Below are 17,951 nucleotides of genomic sequence, written 5' to 3'. Positions count from 1 at the left end.
CAAGACAAGTCGTAGCCGCTTTGTTAAGGTAAAAGAAAAGTAATTGCGAGGAGTGATAGGATGCGACTTCAGATTGGCTTCATCGGCTTCGGTAAGAGCACGACCCGTTATCATCTGCCTTATGTCATGATTGATCCCCATTTCGAGGTGACGTGGATTTATAATCGGACGGCAAAACCGGAGTTAGAGGAAAAATATATGGACAAGCTTCCCGCAGTCCAGTTCACGACGGACCTCGACAAGATGTTGTCGGACGAGAAGCTTCAAGTCGTCGTCATCAACACACCGCCTGCGACGCATTTTGCCTATGCCTTGAAGGCGTTGCAACAGCAGAAGCACGTCCTCGTCGAAAAACCTTTTACCGTCACAGAACAAGAAGCGGTGCAACTGTTTGAGGAAGCACGTAAGCAAGGCGTCAAGCTACTCGCCTATCAAAATCGGCGTTTCGATAGCGACTTTCAAGCCGTCGCCCAAGTCATTGCGTCCGGAAAGCTCGGTCGCATCGTCGAAGTCGTCTCGCATTTCGACTTGTATCGCCCGGATGCGAAGCCGGCGAATACGGCGAATGAGAACGGTGCGCTCTATAGTCTCGGCGTCCATACGATTGATCAAATCATTGCCTTGTTCGGAAGACCGAACCAAGTCGCTTATGACATCCGAACCGTCCGGGGTACTGCGATTCCGGACGATACGTTTGCGCTTGATTTTTATTATGACGATTTCAAGGCGAGTGTCCGAACGAGTCATGTCGCACTGGCACCCGCTCCGCGCTGGATGATTCATGGGACGAACGGGACGTTCATCAAACAGCATGTCGATCGGCAAGAGCTTGACTTAAAAGCAGACTACTTCCCAGGGGAAGAAGGATTCGGGGAAGATTCGGAAGATGATTTCGGTCGGTTACTCTATCATGATAACCACAATCATCTTCAAAATGTCCGGATTCCGAGTCCGATTGGTGACTACGGTAAATTATATCGGGCATTTTACCGGAGTATCGTTGAAGATGCCCCTCTTCCAGTGACGGAAGAAGAGACGACGTTCGTCGCCCATGTGCTCGAGCAGGCGTTCACTCAACCGTCACCGTTTATCGTCAATATTAAAAATTGAATTTCATATAAAAAGCTACAGGGTCGCGACCGATTACTTTTCGTGCTTTAAAAGCGATTCAAGACGGATTGCGCTTTAAAACGTCTCCATGCCCGGCTTTTTGGTCACGGTATTAGCTAAAAAGCGTCATGTTTCGTTGACTCCTACGGGAAAAAGTGCGTTTTTAACGCACGTTCAGAGGCAGGCAAGACCCTGCGCGTTGGCCGCTAGGATCCAAGGAGCAACGGCTTGCGCCTCGCCCGAGGAACGCAACGAACAAAGACGCTTGATCTCCCGATAGAACTTTGTCTACAGTCTGAATCTTCTTGTTGTGCATATACAACAGGAGGATTTTTTTTGTTACAAAGAATGAAGATATTTCTATTTTTTCAGAATTTTCTTTTGAAATCATGATTATTATTTCAATAACTTGGGAAAAATGGTGTATATCATCGTATTGTCATTCTGTTAAGGGGGTCTATCATGAAGAAGTTTTTTTCAAGTGTCATCGTCGCTGGTGTTCTGTTTGGCGTATTCAGTCCGTCGCTCGTCGCACATGCCGCCACGAAGCTGACCATCACGACCGCAGTCTTACGTGTCCGTGAAAAGCCGACGACCTCAAGCAAGATTCTCGGGAATGTCGTCAAAGGAAACGTCTATACGTTAAAAGGAACATCGGGAAGTTGGTACAAAATCACCTATAAATCACGGACGGGGTACATACACAAAGATTATGTGAAGACATCGACGACGTCCTCGAAATACACATCGACCGGCACGAAGTATACGACGGTCGGGACGTTAAACGTCAGAACGGGCCCGAGCACAAAATACAAATCCGTCACCCAGCTCGGTAAAGGGGTCAAAGTCGCAACGTATGGCACGTCAGGGAGCTTTACACGTATTTTGTATAGCGGGAGCTACCGCTATGTCTCGACACAGTACTTAACGAAAACGAAGCCAACGAGCAGTACGACTAAAAAATTAAATGTCCCGTACTACAATCAATACACGTTAGGCTACCCGTCAGGTTGCGAGTTCGTCTCGTTGAAGATGGCGCTCGCCTACAAGAAAAAGTCTGTTTCGGCTGCGTCGCTCTATAAACAACTACCGAAAAGCATCAGCAATGCGACCTACAAAAATGGGAAATACTACTGGGCCGATCCAGAAAAAATGTTTACGGGTGATCCGGCCGGGACGCTCTCTTACTACAAAAACTGGGGCGTCTATCCAAAAGGCATTCTCCCGCTCGCTAAAAAATACCGGAGTGGCGCCGTCGATATCTCCAAACAAGGTGTCAGTAAGATTGAACGTGAAATCCGGAGCGGGAATCCCGTCATCGTCTGGGCGACCGTTGATTTCAAAAATCCATATGGCTACTTCTCTTGGATCAAGCCGGACGGCAAAACGTTCACCGGGTACCGGAACTATCACGTCATGCTCGTGACGGGTGTTTCAAGCAGTTCGTTCTACGTGTCTGATCCGTACCGTGGGAAATACGCCGTCAGTCGCGCACAGTTCACATCTGTTTATAACACGACGGGACAATATGCGTTATCCGTTCGTTAACCGGTCTCCTGACAAACGACTTTCACCTTTTCCAAAAGGGCGGAAGTCGTTTTTTTTCGTTGAATCGTCACCTAACGTTTCCTTATTTTTGAAAAAATAAGAAAAAGGCAGAAGAAACAGGTACACTAGTACCATCTAAAATAAAGAAAGGGTGGAATGATGGAAGAACAACGAATCACCCAACTGGAACAGGAACTCGAGGCGTTGAAGTTACGTGTCGCGCAACTCGAACAGCTGCATCCTGTTCCGCATCCAACGTCGACTCCGGAGCAAAGTACGGTCGCGACACCGAAAAAAAGACCCGCCTTCGTCAAAAAAGACGACACGTTTTCACCAAAAATCAAACAAATCCGGACGCGCGATGAGTGGGAACACATGATTGCGACCATCTGGTTACCGCGCATCGCCGCAATTTTTGCCGCGATTGGGGCAATTTTCTTATTTTCTTACGCCTCGATCTCCGGCTGGGTCAATCCAGCGGTCCGAGTCGGCAGCGGAGTGCTCATCGGATTGCTCTTAATCGGAGTAGGCGAGTATCAGTATGAGAAAAAGCGACGAGAACTCGGCGTCGGGCTCGTCGCGACGGGGACCATCGTTTCTTTAGCCGCCTTGTTCGCTGGCATGGCGTTGTATCAATTCTATTCGCCAGGTCTTGCCTTCTCGCTCGAACTCGTCATTTTATTCATTACGTTCGGATTAATGTTATGGATGGCGTCACGTGTCCTCCTGATTCTCGTCTCAATCACCGGATTTTTACTCCCGTTTCTGCAACTGGCGGACGAAGCGAACGTTTCGTTGTTTTTACTGTATGAAGTGATATTGTTCGCCGCCTTGTTCTATGCCGCGGTTCGCTTAAAAACGATTCTCGGTTTCGTCGTCAGCTGGGGATTCCTGACGATCGCTCTTGTTACAGCGATGAGCATGGTCGGCTTTTCACCACCGTCCACGTCTGACGAAATCTCACTGCTTGCTGCGTCGCTCGTCAGCTACATCGGGACCGCCTTCACTGGGCAACGTCTCCGGATGAAGTGGAATTATCCGAGTTACGGGGCCGGTCTTATTGTGATTGCGAGTCTAGCCGTCATCGATTGGCAGTGGGGGACACTGATTGCCCTCGCGCTGGCAGGGCTTGCCTATAGCATCGCTAACTACTCAAAAGATGCCTGGCACAATGCAGTCGGTCACGCGACGGTGTTCTACGCGATCACGCAAATTCCCTATGACATACTCCGACTGAGCGAGCAGTTCGAAACCCTGTTGTTCGCCTGCATCCTGATCGGCCTTTGGTTCGTCAAACGCCAGCACATGCCGTACCAACGGATGATCGCTCTCGCTTTGTATGTCTACTTCATCTTCGACCAGATTACGCAGTCGGGTATGTACGCGGCAATGAACGACTCGTTTCGTCTTTCGGTCGTCGCCTTAGTACTTGCGACGAGTGGTTTAATTTATTTACTCGTGCAACAACACCGCGCGATGGTCGAGGACGGGACGTTCCAGATCAGTCTAGTTGTCGCAGCCGTCGGCGTCCTGACGACGTATACGTTACTCGTCATGGAACTGCCGTTTTATGACGGACTCGACGAAACGAATCGCAGTACGACATTATCGGTTGCCTACATTTTACTTGCCTTGCTTCTCGTCACGATTGGTCGGATCCGTAATTTGTCCGTCTGGCGATTATCCGGTCTGCTGCTACTTAGCGTCAGTGCGATTAAGCTGTTAGTGTTTGATTTATCGTTCTTGACGCTCGTCCAAAAAGCGTTTGTCTTTATCGGGTTTGCGATCGTGGCGTTCATCATTTCACGGACGTATTTTAAAAAGCGAAAAAACAACTAAATGAGCAAAAACCCGTCCTGATGACGCTCGTCAGGACGGGTTTTTCATGTTAGCTCTAAATTTATATTGATAACGATTATCATTATCGTCTATACTAACAACTGAACTTACTTAACGATTTGGGGGAAATGAATCATGTCACATAAAAAAATCCTTACGGCGAGTGCCTTGTCGCTCGCGACCTTGTTAGCTGCTTGCGGGGAACAAGAAACAACGACAAAAGCGACACCGAAAACAGCGGACGGCCAATTCGATCAGGTCGTCGCCGATTACCGCGATTATGCGATCAATGAACTCGATGCCTTCACGAATAAAACTGAAGCCTTTACGACGGCCGTCAAGGAAGGGGACCTTGAAAAGGCGAAAGCGCTCTATGCACCGGCGCGGATGCACTATGAACGGGCGGAACCGATCGCGGAAGTTTTCGGTGACCTCGATCCGAAAATCGATGCCCGTGCAGGTGACGTCAAGGAATCCGAGTGGGGCGGTTATCACCGGATCGAACAAGGCTTGTTCGAAAAGGGAACAACAAAAGGGTATGAGCAATACGCGGAGCAATTGATGCAGGACGTCCACCTCTTGCGTGCAAAAGTCGAAACAGTCGACGTGACACCGGAGCTTCTCGTGACGGGGGCGACGGATCTATTGAATGAAGTCTCGACTTCGAAAGTGACAGGCGAAGAAGACCGCTATTCACATACCGATCTTTATGATTTTGCAGCGAACGTCCAAGGGGCGGAAAAGATTTACCAGTTATTGAACCCGAGCCTGATGAAACAAGACGAAGCGTTGTCAAAAGAGATCGCAGCGCGCTTTGAGGACGTCAATGCCTTATTAGAAGCGAAGAAAACGGAAAAGGGGTACGTCCTCTACACGGACTTATCAAAAACCGACGTTAAACAGTTGAGTCAAGCCATTAACGAACTGGCAGAACCGCTGTCGAAGATGGGCATCGTACTGGAGGGATAATCATGACACGACCAACATTAGAGGCTGGCATGACGCGACGTGATGTCTTAAAAGTCGCCGGCCTGACCGGTCTCGGTGCAGCTTTTTATGCAAGTGGTGTCGAACGCTTCTTACCGCGCGCCTTGACGGCTAAGGCGTCCGATCAAGTCCCGTTTTACGGCACCTATCAAGCGGGCATCATGACGCCGGCCCAAAATCATGTCCAACTCGTCGCTTTTGACGTCAAGACGGATCGCCGCGACGAGCTGATTGATTTATTGAAGCGCTGGACGCGGGCTTGCGCGCGCTTATCAGCAGGACTATCGCTCGGCGAAACAGATAGCGCCTACATCCCACCGGACGACACCGGTGAAGCAGAGGGGTTATCTGCAAGTCACTTGACGTTCACGTTCGGTTGCGGAATTAGTTTATTTGAAGGGGATCGTTTCGGCATCGGCCATAAACGCCCGGCACTCTTACGAGATTTACCGACATTTGATTTGGACCAGCTCGATGAGAAATGGTCCGGCGGTGACTTGATTGTCCAAATTTGTGCGGACGACCAGCAAGTCGTCTTCCACGCGTTACGCAACTTGACCCGAATCGGACGGGGTGTCGTCAAGATTCGCTGGACGCAAGCCGGTTTCCAGCGGTCGAAAGTGGCAGATGCGACGGGCGGGACACCGCGGAACTTGTTCGGATTCAAAGATGGGACAGGCAATCCTGACGTGACGAAAGCAGCGACGCGGGAGAATACGCTGTTTTATCAATGGCGTGATGGTTCACCTTGGCTGACGAACGGGACGTTTCTCGTCGTTCGCCGGATTCAGATGCACCTTGAAGTCTGGGACCGGACGATTTTGAAGGAGCAGGAGCGGACATTCGGGCGTGAACGGGCGTCCGGGGCACCACTCGGTTCAAAAGATGAGTTCGCGTCCGTTACACCGACGAAACGGATTGCACGGGGGGAAGCAGAACTACCGGCAGACTCGCATACAGCAGTCGCGCATGGTGAAGGAAAGGTGCAACTGCTCCGACGCTCCTACTCCTACCAGGATGGCGTTGATGAGACGACAGGCGCATTAGACGCCGGTCTGTTGTTCCTCTCGTATCAGCGTTCGCCGGAGCAGTTCATCACGATTCAAGAACGGCTCGCAACTTCTGACCGGATGAATGAATACATTACTCATCGTGGAAGCGCGCTGTTCGCGTGTTTCGGCGGCATTCAAAAAGGAGGTTACATCGGTGATGCGCTCTTTGCTTAAAGCTGCCTTACTCGTGTTCCTTATATGTAGCACGCTCATCCCCCATGCGGGTGCAGAGGCGAAAACCGATGCCCTTTACGTGTCGATTGGTCAAGCCATCTCAGCCGTGAAGGCGGAAGATCGCGATGCACTTTCAAAACGAATCGCGACGTTAGCTAAACAATCAAAGGAACTGGCTGACTCAGATGAAAAAGCCGTCATCTTAAAGCGTTTATCGACGCTGAATCAACATCAGGATGCGTCGTTCGCGACGATCAGTGCGGACTTGACGGCACTGTCGACGGCCGTCCGGACGCTCGAAGACACAATGCGTCCCGCGCAGGATGCGGCGGCCCGGACCCGTCTGCTTGATTTGCATGAAGTGACCAAGCAAATGCGGCAAGCGGATGCGGGTGAGCGAAAGACACTCGAACAGACCTTGTTAAAGGAATGGACGGCCCGTGAGAGCGTCGTCCGGGAAGAAAGCATCGGTCACTACGGAAAAGTCGAGATGGCGTTATCTGCGATTCGCATTGCACAAGCACGTCAGACATTCGACCAGACGGAATGGAACGAGGCCCTCGACCAGTTTGATACAAGCATCGACTCATTCGTCGAAGGGGACATCGTCAAGACGGCATCAGTCGAATTGACCGATTTGATCCATTTACTCGATCAGGCGTCGGATGCGCTCGTTGCAAAAGACCTCGACGGGGCGCGGTCGACTTTGACGACGTTCATCGCCCAGTGGCCGAGCGGAGAAGGGGCGGTCCGGACACGAGACAGTGCTTTATATACGCAAGTCGAGACGGACGTCCCCTTATTGCTCGCCCGCTTAAATGAGGAGACGCGGAACGCGACAATCACTTCGTTACAGGAATTAAGCGCATCGCTCGGACAACTGACCGACCAGACGAGCTATACGTTCGTCGACGCGATGCTCGTCATGGTCCGGGAAGGACTTGAAGCGTTGCTGATTATCAGTGCGCTCGTCGCCTTGACACGTAAAGCGAATTTACGGGGGGAACGGCACATCTGGTTCGGAGCCGTCCTCGGGCTTTTAGCGAGTGGTCTGCTTGCGCTAATCATTCAATTTTTCTTCTCGACCGCGCTCGCAAGTGTCGGACGAGAGCAAATTGAAGGATGGACCGGCTTGTTCGCCGTTCTCGTGATGTTACTGGTCGGAAATTGGTTACATTCGAAAACGGCCATCACTTCCCGTCAAACGCAACTCGTGTCCGACCTATCGCGGACTTCACTCTTCATCGTCAGTTTCTTGACGATTTTCCGGGAAGGTGCGGAGACGTTACTCTTTTATGTCGGGATGGCACCGGCGATGACGCCACTCGCCTTAGGTGGAGGCATTTTGGCAGCGATTCTCTTGATTGGACTCGTGTCAATTGCAGTCATCTATTTCGGTGTCCGTTTGCCGATTCGCCGTCTATTCTTAGGCGCGACCATCTTAATCTATGTGATGGCCTTTAAGATACTCGGTGTAAGTCTGCACGCGCTCCAACTGACAGGTGTATTGCCTGTCCATCCACTTGCGTTGCCGCCCGTCGCCTGGATCGGATTTTATCCGACGATTGAAACCGTGGTGCCGCAAGTGCTGGTAGGCCTCATCATCATCCTGACGGTACTTCGTAAACAACGACGCGGCACGTCACTAAAGAAAGTTTCATAAGCAGTTTTTGAAATCCATGTTTTATTCATTATGTTTCGGGAATAACTTTATATTGAGACAGCCAACTGAGGCTTAGTATGAAGGAGATGAACGAACATGATTGAAACACGTATTGTCCGTGACATGACTGGCGTCGATGCAGAAATAACGAGTTTAAAGTCAGGCGGGTATTCAAATAAACAAATTTATATTTTTGCAAAAGACGAGGAATTGGCAGAACGGATTGCGAACGATACACAGACGCTTGCTTACCGCGTCACGAAAAAATCTTTTTTTGAAACATTGATGGCGACCGTCCGTAGTAATCGAAAAGATCGTATCGCCCAACTATCTGAACTTGGCATGACGAAAGATGTTGCAGAAAGTTTGGAAGATGAAGTCCGCCATGGCCATATCGTCATTGTCGGATCGAAGTCAGACTTAATCAACCCGGCCTATGCCGCATCTTACGTCGCAGATGAATCGAAAGATTATGGAGCGGGTGTACCGAAGCTTGAAGAAGAGGAAACGACGACAACCTTGCCTGCCGACCAAAATGTGAAGCTCAAAAACGACTAAACAGTCAAAAGACGCATTTGCGATTGCAAATGCGTCTTTTTTTGTCCTATACGACTTAACGAGAAGGCTCGATCGGATTTAAGGGAGTGGAGTGAGAATCAAGTCGTGGTCGCACGACCCGTATTTCTTCATACGTTTGAAATAGCTGTTCTAGTAAAACGATATGGTTGCGTGTCTTAAGTCGTTTCCACTTGCGTTCATTGCGTTTTTTCGACTGTAACATCTATCGCCACCTCCGATTAGTCTGACTACAGAATGGAACTAATCAAAGGATTCCCTTACATAACTTTCCTTAAACGTACGCTTTTGACATTTTTTCTCGGAACGCATTAATCTCTGCAAGGGCGACCGTATCGCGTTCGACGTCCCCTGGTGCATTCCCTTCCGCGAGGATCGCCGTTTCAAGACGGGCTCCTAAAAAGGTCGCGATATGGTCGAACTGTGTCACAAGGGCGCGTCCTTTTTCTTTTGGATCATCGCCGCCGACAGCAATCAGGTGGAATCGCTTGCCTTGCATCCGCTCACGGAAACGTAAGTCTTCATCACGCAACGATTCACTGAAGCGGTCGATGAAGAGCTTCATCTTCGTGGACATCGAATACCAGTAGATCGGCGTGATGAACACGATGTCGTCATGCTCGAGCATTTCTTCCACGATCCGCCGGTAATCATCGCCAATCGGTAAGAACCCACCATGATGCCGCCGGTCTTCCACAGGTTGAATCATCGTGTTGGCTAAATCGACCGATACATGAGGAATGCCCTCGAATGCGCGGACACCGAGCCATTCACTGTTCCCTTTTCTAGAACTGCCGTAAATCGTATACATCTTCGTTCCATCTCCTTTATTAATCGCTATTTGTCCATTGTAAGACAAAGGAAACGTTGAAATAAACTGATTTGCTTCTAAGAATGGTTTTGAAAACCGGGATTGCGGAAAAAGACTATCAGCACACCAGGAAAAGAGGAGGAAACGTCTGATGGAAAGAAGTATTTTGATTGCTTTAGAAAAACACCTTTATGCGATGCACCATGATTTAGACGGTCTCGCTCGTCTCATCACGAAAAAGTTCGTTCAGCTCAGTCAAGTCGCAGCGTCCGTCGAACATTTTCGTCGGATGAGCTTTGATATCTATAAATCACGGGAATCGTTGGCTCAAATTTCGCCGCAAGTCCTCTATGAGACGGCACTTGATTATGAGGATTGGCTTGAAGAGGAGTTTGATCAAATCCCACCGAGCTGGATGCTCAGCCGTGATGAGGAACACGCCCTTGATCAACTTTGGTGGTTTGAATTTTTCCGGATTCAAGCTGAACTCGAGGAATGGCTCAGCCTGTACTTAATTCGTCGGATCCGTGAAGACATTCGGTATGTACCCCCTGTCATTGAAAAGAACGCCTATGCATTATCGGACGACGCCCGTCATGTCTTTTGGCGTTTGTTGCAACGGTCCGTTGCCAAACCTTCGTCGAAAATCAAAGCGAATCAACTGTCCTGTCGAATGGGCATCGCAGAAATCGCCCGCTGTGCCCGCTTGAACGAAGAACGGACGGAGCAGGCGATCGACGAATTGACGGCCCGGGGAATCATCTCGATTGTCGAGGAAAATGAAAAAATGAAGCTACATGTTCGTTTACAGGTGATTTAATGTGATGAAGCGTTCAATCATTCGTTCATCTCGTCGTGCTGAAGGACCAATCCAAATCAAATGACCCGGACTTTTCGATTCGATGAACTGGGCATGGGGGATCAGACGCTGCGTATAGCGGGCATGCTCGAACGGGACAGCGCGATCGGCTTGTGAATGGACGATTAGGACTGGGCAGCTGACCGTTTCGAGTGTCTGTCGCTCAAGCTGCTGAGTGATGTCGAACAAGACGCCGCGCCCGGGACCGTTCTGTAGTCCGACGGCATACAATAAGCGTTCATCCTCATGCGTCAAGAGTGACCGAATGTCACTACGTTGCAACAGGCTCGTCATTTCGACCATCCGGACGGACGCCTCTTCAGGAAATTTTTTTAACTTATCTTTGACATACGTCCATAATACCCACTGAATGAAGTGGAGTGGACGTTGCAAGAGCGGTTGAATCAATACGTTCTGGTATGGAAGTGAAATTTGATGAGACATCGCACACGCTAAAACGAGTGAGCAAGCGGCATCGTTTTGGCTCGCTAGGGCGATTGCTGTCGGACCGCCTGCTGAGATGCCGTAGATGGTATAGCGCGTAAAACCACGTGCCTGCATCCAACCTTTATAGAACGCAGCTAGCTCGACAGGGGACTCCGCTAACCGCAGCGGGGTTTTTCCGTATCCGGGACGTGACGGGACAATCACGCGGTACCCGGCGTGAATTAATTTTTCGACATGATAAATCTCCCGGTAATCGGACTGTGTACCGTGGATTAACAGAATGATGGGACCTGTTCCGCTATCTCGGTAATCAAATTGTTGTTCCTTCCATTCAGCAATCAAATGCATCCAAATTCTCCTAACGATATAAATTTTACCAATTTATTGTTAATATTATTATTTATTTACGGTATACTCGAAGTATAATCAAATACCGTAACGATAGGAAATGAGGATGTACCGTGCCTACTGAAAAATTATCAAACCGTGATCGCTTACTGGCTGTTCGGGATATTTTTGAAAAATACTCGGACGAAGAGGAGACCTTGACGTTAGAAGACTTGAGTATCGCTTTATCAAAACGAGGATTGATTGAAAAATTATCACGAAAATCGCTGAAGGACGATATCGAGGCCCTTGCGAAATCAGGGTTTGATGTCGTCAAAGAAGAGACGAAAAATGGACTGGCGACGCCATATCATCTCGTCAGCCGGCGGTTTGAGCACCACCAGTTGCGTTTACTCGTCGACGCGATCGCAAGTGCGAAATTCATTTCGGAAAGTGAGACGAAGGCGCTTGTTCGAACGATTCAATCATTGACGAGCGAGCGGTTGGCGAAGACGTTGAACCCCGTCATCCATACGGTCAAAAAACCAAAAGGAGTGATTCCGTTCTCGATCGATACGATTCAAAAGGCGATTACGGAACAAGAAATCATCAGCTTCCAGTACCAAGGGAAGTTTAATGAACGGACGCGGAAGTTCGAGCTCCGCCGAGATGGTGATTTTTATCTCGTCACACCAGCGCACCTAATTGTCGATAACGGGAACTATTACTTAATCGGTCGTGATGAACGTGTCCAGCAGATTCGGACATATCGTGTCGACCGGATCGTCCAGTGCAGTGTATTCGAACCGGCAGAGACTCCGGTCGAGGTGGATCCTTCCTACTTGAGTAACATGTTCAACATGTACGGAGGGGAAGATGAGCAACTGACGTTAAAATTTCACGAAAGCGTCATGCCGACGGTCGTCGATCGATTCGGGACGGATATCCGCTGTCGACGAATCGACGAGGACTGGTTCGAGGTTAAAGTCAGTGCCCTCTTCTCGGAAGGCTTCATGATATGGTTGATTCAATTTGCTAACCAAGCTGAAATCATCGAACCGAGCATCCGTCGTGAAACCTTTAAAGAGAAGGTCCTTCAGTTGGCACGAATCTATCAGGAAAGTTCTGTTGTAAACTAATGCTGCGAAAAGTGTCCTTGCAAGGGAAAGGACACTTTTTGTCGTTTTTTGTCGTATATTCATATTTGAATATTTTCGCGTATCTTTTCCGTCTACTATTAAGGGTATCTGATACTTATGTAGGAGGAACGTCATGCAACAGATGGAAAATCGCCGTACACGGGGCTGGATGGATGGACTATTGTATCTATTCTTCGTCTGTCTATCCTATACTTCCTGGTACTTATTGTTTATTTTTGCTTTTAACTTACTTTTTGCGGAAGAATTATTAGAAACGATGGATATCGTCATTTTTGGTTTTAGTCCACTCTTTGCACTAGCCATTACAATTTTTTCGATTCGTCTCTTTAAACGTCGTGGTCAACTCAAACATATCCCGGTAATTCTTGTCGTCTATTCGCTTGCAACAAGTATTTTACTGTATTATTCAATCGCTTATTCGGTCTTACCGCGGCTGTAACGAGACTTGCATCATCCCGTTATTTGGAATATGCTACGCTTATAGCTCATGCCAATAAGGGGGGATACCATGAACACACAGTATATCCTCGACTGGATGCCGTTAGTGCTTCCTGTCGGTGCGATCGTCTTTATCGTCGTCATCGCACGTAAAGCATCGAAAATTGATTCAACTAAATGAAAAATCTCCATTCTCTGTTACAGAGATGGAGATTTTTTTATTGTTCAATACGTTCCCGAACCTGACGACGGAAAACTTGCAAATCATAGGCGGGTTCACTTTGACTAAACTCGATTCCGTCAATCAAGCGGGCATTGCGCTCGACTTCCGGGAAGGCGATCCGCTCAAGCCATTCGTATGTCGTCTCATCGCGTTTGCGTGGAAAGGCTTGCTCCAGTTGCGAGGCGAGTTGGAGCAACGGATGCTGACTGTGCTTTTTCGCGGCCTTCGTCCGCTTTTTGGCGGTTGGTCGGACGATCTCGTCCTGCTCCACCGTGACGACGCGTCGTTTACGGAGGAAATAGAACATCAGTCCGACGACGAGGAGAGCCAGTCCGAGGGCGGCATAATTAAACACCTGGATCGTCGCGGCGTTCATTGCCCCTTGTTTGATGGGTTCGACCGCTTCCATGTTGCCGAGGGTTGCACCAGTCTGCGTCTTTTCATCGACCTTTTCCGAAAGCGGAATCGTCCACGTAAAGAGTGAACCGAATGCCTCGAAGGCGGGGCGCATTAAATTTGCGACGGATCCGAACAATGCTTCCTTCATCAGGCGAAGAAGGAAGACGAGCAAAAAGCTAAGTCCGAAGGCGAGCGTGACGCTCGTCAAAATCCGGCGCCACTCGACGAGATGTCGTTTTAAGAACGGCGTCAGGACGAGTAGACCAAGCAAGACATAGGCGAGGAGCGGTGGTGTCAGTCCGGGGTACAAGAAACAAATTCCGACGAAGACAGCACCCGTCAAAGCAAAGCGGTACTCGAGTTCGATCGTCTCGAGGAAAGCACCGATCGCAGTCGCCAACAATAAGAAGATGCTGATCAATGGTGATACATAAAACAGGGCGAGCGCAGCGATCACTTGCAGAAGAATCCGGACTTTCCGAACGGGTAGGACGGCAAGCAGCGCAAAGGCAAGCAACGGGAGTGCCATCGTCTGTAAGAGACTGATGATGAGTAACCACCAGAGCAACATCATGCGCCCACCTCCTTTTGCCGATGACCGAGGTGGATTGCGGCAGTCGTCGACGGGACGGCCCGTTGGAGACGTTTCATGAAGTATCGGCGTTCAAGCGGTAAGTCGTACTCTGACAGGCGCGCCAAACACTCCATCGTCCGTAAAAACTGTTCCTTTCCTTTTCCGGACGGAACATGGTACCACTGACCATCCCGATTGACCATCGAAATCCAAAGACTGTAAGAGGCACCTTGTTTTTCAAGTTCCCGGATGATTGTCGCACCACGGGACAGCAGTTTTTCAAAGTCACTCCGCAAGGACAATCCGTCACCGGACAGACCGTCGATGATGACGGCATAATCATGATTCCGGACACGGTCGTATTGATAGGAATAGAGTTCGCTCGTCTTCGCATATGCTGACCAGTAAATTGTCTTGGCGTCTCCCGCATAAGGGACGACGGAATGAAAGCTCGACCGGTCCGTGAACGGGCTCGACCGATCAACCGTCTCACCAGGGATTTGCCGTTCGTTCCATTCGACGGAAGCAGGGGCGAAGTCCGGGAAGACATGCCCGAGTTGTTGAATCGGTAATGTCAAGTAGAGCGTCATCGTATGGAACGGATCTGAAATCATCACATCGAACGACTGAATCCGAATCGTTCCGCGATGTGCGGCGATGACGTCAATTTCGAACGGAACGATTTGATTTTTACCGACGAACAGGTGATGCCGCCAAAATTGACTGCCTGCACCATCGATTCGGACCTGGTCCCCGAGCAATCCGGATACAGTGACTTTACCGAGCGAAAACCTTGCCCGGTTTTCTAAAGCAAACGGGATGGCGAGTTCATCGTCACGAAAGGCACGTGTCGTTTCGACCAGTCGGACGTCGATCTGATTAGCTAAGTATTCGAGGCACTTCGGCATATACCAGCCGTAGAGGACATAGGCGACGAATAGACTGGCGAGGACGAGTGAACCATATAGGGCGCAAAAGACACCACTTACCCCGACGAGAAATAAGAAGATGGGATGGAATGCTTTAGGTGTAATCAATTGCATGGTTACACCTCAGTCGGTACAGTCAAAGATTCAAGTGTTTGTTTGACGAGTCGTTCATTCGTCATCTTCAACGTCGCTTCAAGGGTCAAGACGAGACGGTGGGCGAGCAAGGGGGTGGCCAAGCTCTTGATATCCTCCGGCGTCACGTAATTCCGCTCATGCATCCAGGCGCGTGCTTTTGCCGCTTTCAGCAAGGCGAGCGTCGCCCGCGGACTTGGACCGATTTCGATGTCACGGTGCGCTCGTAGGGCGTCACATACATCAAGGAGGTAGTCCTCGACCGTATCTTCGATGGTTACGGCTGCGACTTCCTGTTTCCAGGCGTTCAATTGCTCGAGTGGGAGATGAAGATCCATCGCCTCGAGATGTGCGCCTCGCAAAAGTGCTTTTTCAGCAGTCCGGTCGAGTGGTGTGAACGAAAGTTTGAAAAGAAAACGATCGAGCTGAGCTTGAGGCAACGGGAACGTTCCTTGTCCATCGAACGGATTTTGTGTCGCGATGACAAAAAAGTGTTGCGGTAACGTATAGGACGTGTCACCGATTGTGACTTGTGCTTCCGCCATCGCTTCAAGGAGCGCTGACTGGGTGCGCGGGGTCGTCCGGTTGATTTCATCGACGAGGACGATGTTGGCGAACAGAGGGCCGAATCGTTGTTCGAATGAGCCGGTCAACGGATTGAACAACTCCATTCCGAGTAAATCGGTCGGTAGCGTATCAGCTGTACACTGGACACGGGAAAACTTCGCATCGAGCGACTGCGCCAATGCCTTAGCGAGTGTCGTCTTGCCGGTACCCGGTCGATCTTCCAGTAAGACATGTCCTTCGGCGAGCATGCCGATCAACAGATGATCGATGACATGGTCCTGCCCGAGGACGGATTGTTTTAAGGATGTACGTAGTTGTTGAAACATAAAATAATTCCCCCTTGTTTTCTTCTTCTCACTAAAGTGTACGAAAATTCAGATAAAACCGCCAGTAATTCTCGATGTTTCTTCTAATTAATTCCATTAATCCGTAAAAAAAGCAGACACGCTGTGTCTGCTTCCTGCGTCAATCCTCAAACAGTTCATCCATCAACTGGTCGATTTCCTGGCGACGCGCCACCGTCTCGGTACGTAAAATCCGGATCGAGCGCCCTTGCCATTCCAGCCGATCGCCGACTTCTGCTGCGACCGGCAGTCGTTCTCGCGGGAGTTGAATCGTTTCCCGTGCTTCCGTCTCACACAAGGCGAATGCCTCCTCGAAAGCTGTGACCGTCATCTTCATCGTCATGCCTCCTTAGTTCGGACGGAAGTCTTTGCGACTTGTGACGGTAATTGCCGTCCCATCCGATGTGTATTCAATCGTCCCCATCCGGTCCGTCCGGTCGATTGCGATGCTCTCTGCTGCTAAGGCATTCATGACTGTCGGCCGGGGATGGTTGTAGGCATTTCCTTCTCCCGCTGAAATCAAGGCACGTTCAGGGTGGACGGCTTGAAGAAATGGAATCGACGACGATGTATCGGCACCGTGATGACCAATCTTTAAGACATCTGCCTTGACGTCAATTCCGGCTGTTAGTAATTGTTGCTCCGTCCGAATTGGCGCGTCCCCCATGAAGAGGAACGTATTCTCCTCGTGCGTCATCTTCAGGACGGCACTCCAACTGTTTAAATCACGGGTCCCGTCCGTCAAAGGAGCGATGATCTCAAAATCGGCTGATTCACTCGGGATGACGACGCCGGCTTTCGCCGTCTTGATTGTCACCCCTTCATTTTTGACAGCAAGCAAAAAGTCACGATAGGTATCGGTCGTGTGATTGACACGCGGGGCGTAGACTTGGTCGACATCAAATGCTTCAAGGACGGTGTCGAGTCCGCCGATGTGATCGGCGTCAGGGTGGGTCGCGATGACGGCTGTTATGCGTGTCACCCCAAGCGCTTTTAAGTAGCGGACAACGTCATCTCCTTTCCCATTGTTGCCACCATCAATCAAAATCGCGTCCGTCTTCGTCCGGATGAAGGTGCTGTCACCTTGTCCGACATCAAATCCGTATACCGAGACCGTCGTTTCGGCGCGGTCGGTGCGTAGCGCTTCGTCCTCCCGCGTCATATAGAAAATGATGATCAGACCGAGGGCGAGCAGAATCGTCGAAGCCCATTTCATCGTCTAACCTCACTCTTTTCAAATTGATAGAGCATCCCGTTGCGCGGGTGACGGAAGCGGGGGCCGGTGTAACCACGTTTTTTCAGTGCCGTCCGCATCAATAACATCATTCCGCCGTGGCCGACGAGGAGAACGCGTTCATTATTCTCGAACGCCAATTGATTCAACAACACTTCAATGCGTTGGTTGGCATCTTTAATCTGCGCCTGAATCCGTTTGCTGAACGGAGCGACGAGCCGACCGATGATCGCCCAGGCGAGGAAGGGGAGGCGAATCCGGGAATTGATCGTCGGGAACGGCACTTCTCGTAAGAGATCGGTCACGATGATCTCATCCTCATAGACACTCTCTGCTGTCTGGATCGCCCGCGGCATACTGCTCGCATAACAGATCGTCCAGTCCGTCTGTCCGAGTTCGACCGGTTTGACATCAATTGCCGAGCTGTCGTACCGTTCAATCCAAGCTTCGATGTCGGAAGCGCTAATCCAACCTTTCGTCGGATATCCTTCTGTGACCCGGTGGTGTCTGACTAATCCAATCGTTTTCATTTTTGTTCGACGGTCTTTCTGGTAAAGC

Annotated in this window: 18 protein-coding genes; 10 read left to right on the top strand and 8 right to left on the bottom strand. The window is 50.0% G+C overall.

Annotation, left to right across the window (positions count from 1 at the left end):
• Positions 1–60: 60 nt before the first annotated feature.
• From KNP94_RS04610 to KNP94_RS04580, 7 genes are all read left to right on the top strand, one after another.
• Positions 61–1,110, top strand: a complete 1,050-nt coding sequence (locus tag KNP94_RS04610; protein WP_088837186.1) for an oxidoreductase — start codon at positions 61–63, stop codon at positions 1,108–1,110.
• A gap of 462 nt (positions 1,111–1,572) precedes the next feature.
• Entirely contained in the window at positions 1,573–2,658 is a 1,086-nt protein-coding gene (locus KNP94_RS04605) for an SH3 domain-containing protein (RefSeq protein WP_088837185.1), read from the top strand.
• A gap of 159 nt (positions 2,659–2,817) precedes the next feature.
• Positions 2,818–4,497 (top strand): DUF2339 domain-containing protein, encoded by a 1,680-nt coding sequence (locus KNP94_RS04600; protein ID WP_088837184.1) that lies wholly within the window; start codon positions 2,818–2,820, stop codon positions 4,495–4,497.
• A 135-nt stretch (positions 4,498–4,632) separates the two neighbouring features.
• Positions 4,633–5,466 carry an iron uptake system protein EfeO gene (efeO, locus tag KNP94_RS04595; protein ID WP_215115340.1) on the top strand — a complete coding sequence of 278 codons (834 nt, stop codon included), beginning with the start codon at positions 4,633–4,635 and terminating at the stop codon, positions 5,464–5,466.
• A gap of 2 nt (positions 5,467–5,468) precedes the next feature.
• Complete coding sequence (efeB, locus tag KNP94_RS04590; protein ID WP_088837182.1) at positions 5,469–6,710, top strand: iron uptake transporter deferrochelatase/peroxidase subunit; 1,242 nt, start codon at positions 5,469–5,471, stop codon at positions 6,708–6,710.
• Positions 6,694–8,373, top strand: coding sequence for an FTR1 family iron permease (locus tag KNP94_RS04585; RefSeq protein ID WP_215115455.1), 1,680 nt, complete (start codon positions 6,694–6,696; stop codon positions 8,371–8,373). Before efeB ends, KNP94_RS04585 begins: the two co-directional genes overlap by 17 nt.
• Before the next feature lie 96 nt (positions 8,374–8,469).
• Positions 8,470–8,931 (top strand): YflT domain-containing protein, encoded by a 462-nt coding sequence (locus KNP94_RS04580; protein ID WP_088837180.1) that lies wholly within the window; start codon positions 8,470–8,472, stop codon positions 8,929–8,931.
• Positions 8,932–9,223: 292 nt separating this feature from the next.
• Here KNP94_RS04580 and KNP94_RS04575 read toward each other — a convergent pair whose 3' ends face one another.
• Positions 9,224–9,760, bottom strand: coding sequence for a flavodoxin family protein (locus KNP94_RS04575; RefSeq protein ID WP_215115339.1), 537 nt, complete (start codon positions 9,758–9,760; stop codon positions 9,224–9,226).
• A gap of 151 nt (positions 9,761–9,911) precedes the next feature.
• On the opposite strand from KNP94_RS04575, the gene KNP94_RS04570 reads away from it, so the two are divergent.
• Positions 9,912–10,580: a hypothetical protein gene (locus KNP94_RS04570; RefSeq protein WP_159172483.1), complete on the top strand. Its 669-nt coding sequence runs from the start codon at positions 9,912–9,914 to the stop codon at positions 10,578–10,580.
• Here the strand turns inward: KNP94_RS04570 and KNP94_RS04565 are convergent.
• Positions 10,566–11,414 (bottom strand): alpha/beta fold hydrolase, encoded by an 849-nt coding sequence (locus KNP94_RS04565; RefSeq protein WP_214891827.1) that lies wholly within the window; start codon positions 11,412–11,414, stop codon positions 10,566–10,568. The two genes, KNP94_RS04570 and KNP94_RS04565, sit on opposite strands and share 15 nt — an antisense overlap.
• A 113-nt stretch (positions 11,415–11,527) precedes the next feature.
• On the opposite strand from KNP94_RS04565, the gene KNP94_RS04560 reads away from it, so the two are divergent.
• Together KNP94_RS04560 and KNP94_RS04555 are read left to right on the top strand one after the other, a co-directional pair.
• Positions 11,528–12,532, top strand: coding sequence for a helix-turn-helix transcriptional regulator (locus KNP94_RS04560; RefSeq protein ID WP_215115338.1), 1,005 nt, complete (start codon positions 11,528–11,530; stop codon positions 12,530–12,532).
• Positions 12,533–12,665: 133 nt separating this feature from the next.
• Positions 12,666–12,992, top strand: coding sequence for a hypothetical protein (locus KNP94_RS04555; RefSeq protein ID WP_215115337.1), 327 nt, complete (start codon positions 12,666–12,668; stop codon positions 12,990–12,992).
• 217 nt (positions 12,993–13,209) lie between these two features.
• On the opposite strand, the gene KNP94_RS04550 is transcribed toward KNP94_RS04555, so the two are convergent.
• The 6 genes from KNP94_RS04550 to KNP94_RS04525 form a co-directional block, all read right to left on the bottom strand.
• The gene (locus tag KNP94_RS04550) at positions 13,210–14,187 is read right to left on the bottom strand and encodes a hypothetical protein (RefSeq protein WP_251132567.1); all 978 of its coding nucleotides are present in this window, start codon (positions 14,185–14,187) and stop codon (positions 13,210–13,212) included.
• Entirely contained in the window at positions 14,184–15,230 is a 1,047-nt protein-coding gene (locus tag KNP94_RS04545; RefSeq protein ID WP_215115336.1) for a DUF58 domain-containing protein, read from the bottom strand. The genes KNP94_RS04550 and KNP94_RS04545 overlap by 4 nt, the downstream gene beginning before the upstream one ends.
• A gap of 2 nt (positions 15,231–15,232) precedes the next feature.
• Positions 15,233–16,141 carry an AAA family ATPase gene (locus tag KNP94_RS04540; RefSeq protein WP_029330224.1) on the bottom strand — a complete coding sequence of 303 codons (909 nt, stop codon included), beginning with the start codon at positions 16,139–16,141 and terminating at the stop codon, positions 15,233–15,235.
• A 139-nt stretch (positions 16,142–16,280) separates the two neighbouring features.
• Positions 16,281–16,496: a DUF3006 domain-containing protein gene (locus tag KNP94_RS04535; RefSeq protein WP_157898482.1), complete on the bottom strand. Its 216-nt coding sequence runs from the start codon at positions 16,494–16,496 to the stop codon at positions 16,281–16,283.
• Between the two features lie 12 nt (positions 16,497–16,508).
• The gene (locus tag KNP94_RS04530) at positions 16,509–17,375 is read right to left on the bottom strand and encodes a ComEC/Rec2 family competence protein (RefSeq protein WP_215115335.1); all 867 of its coding nucleotides are present in this window, start codon (positions 17,373–17,375) and stop codon (positions 16,509–16,511) included.
• Positions 17,372–17,923, bottom strand: coding sequence for a histidine phosphatase family protein (locus tag KNP94_RS04525; protein WP_029330219.1), 552 nt, complete (start codon positions 17,921–17,923; stop codon positions 17,372–17,374). The genes KNP94_RS04530 and KNP94_RS04525 overlap by 4 nt, the downstream gene beginning before the upstream one ends.
• Positions 17,924–17,951: the final 28 nt, after the last annotated feature.

The sequence above is a fragment of the Exiguobacterium sp. s80 genome, from assembly GCF_018618725.1.
Classification (GTDB): Bacteria; Bacillota; Bacilli; order Exiguobacteriales; family Exiguobacteriaceae; genus Exiguobacterium_A; species Exiguobacterium_A oxidotolerans.
This window is presented reverse-complemented; position numbering and strand designations above follow the sequence as displayed.

Excerpts from the sequence above, each read along its gene's own strand:
- KNP94_RS04570 (WP_159172483.1), top strand. The coding sequence starts at position 9,912 with ATGGAAAGAAGTATTTTGATTGCTTTAGAAAAACACCTTTATGCGATG.
- KNP94_RS04545 (WP_215115336.1), bottom strand. The coding sequence starts at position 15,230 with ATGCAATTGATTACACCTAAAGCATTCCATCCCATCTTCTTATTTCTC.
- efeB (WP_088837182.1), top strand. The coding sequence starts at position 5,469 with ATGACACGACCAACATTAGAGGCTGGCATGACGCGACGTGATGTCTTA.
- KNP94_RS04610 (WP_088837186.1), top strand. The coding sequence starts at position 61 with ATGCGACTTCAGATTGGCTTCATCGGCTTCGGTAAGAGCACGACCCGT.
- KNP94_RS04575 (WP_215115339.1), bottom strand. The coding sequence starts at position 9,760 with ATGTATACGATTTACGGCAGTTCTAGAAAAGGGAACAGTGAATGGCTC.
- KNP94_RS04525 (WP_029330219.1), bottom strand. The coding sequence starts at position 17,923 with ATGAAAACGATTGGATTAGTCAGACACCACCGGGTCACAGAAGGATAT.
- KNP94_RS04565 (WP_214891827.1), bottom strand. The coding sequence starts at position 11,414 with ATGCATTTGATTGCTGAATGGAAGGAACAACAATTTGATTACCGAGAT.
- KNP94_RS04605 (WP_088837185.1), top strand. The coding sequence starts at position 1,573 with ATGAAGAAGTTTTTTTCAAGTGTCATCGTCGCTGGTGTTCTGTTTGGC.
- KNP94_RS04530 (WP_215115335.1), bottom strand. The coding sequence starts at position 17,375 with ATGAAATGGGCTTCGACGATTCTGCTCGCCCTCGGTCTGATCATCATT.
- KNP94_RS04555 (WP_215115337.1), top strand. The coding sequence starts at position 12,666 with ATGCAACAGATGGAAAATCGCCGTACACGGGGCTGGATGGATGGACTA.
- KNP94_RS04585 (WP_215115455.1), top strand. The coding sequence starts at position 6,694 with ATGCGCTCTTTGCTTAAAGCTGCCTTACTCGTGTTCCTTATATGTAGC.
- KNP94_RS04580 (WP_088837180.1), top strand. The coding sequence starts at position 8,470 with ATGATTGAAACACGTATTGTCCGTGACATGACTGGCGTCGATGCAGAA.
- KNP94_RS04540 (WP_029330224.1), bottom strand. The coding sequence starts at position 16,141 with ATGTTTCAACAACTACGTACATCCTTAAAACAATCCGTCCTCGGGCAG.
- efeO (WP_215115340.1), top strand. The coding sequence starts at position 4,633 with ATGTCACATAAAAAAATCCTTACGGCGAGTGCCTTGTCGCTCGCGACC.
- KNP94_RS04600 (WP_088837184.1), top strand. The coding sequence starts at position 2,818 with ATGGAAGAACAACGAATCACCCAACTGGAACAGGAACTCGAGGCGTTG.
- KNP94_RS04550 (WP_251132567.1), bottom strand. The coding sequence starts at position 14,187 with ATGATGTTGCTCTGGTGGTTACTCATCATCAGTCTCTTACAGACGATG.
- KNP94_RS04535 (WP_157898482.1), bottom strand. The coding sequence starts at position 16,496 with ATGAAGATGACGGTCACAGCTTTCGAGGAGGCATTCGCCTTGTGTGAG.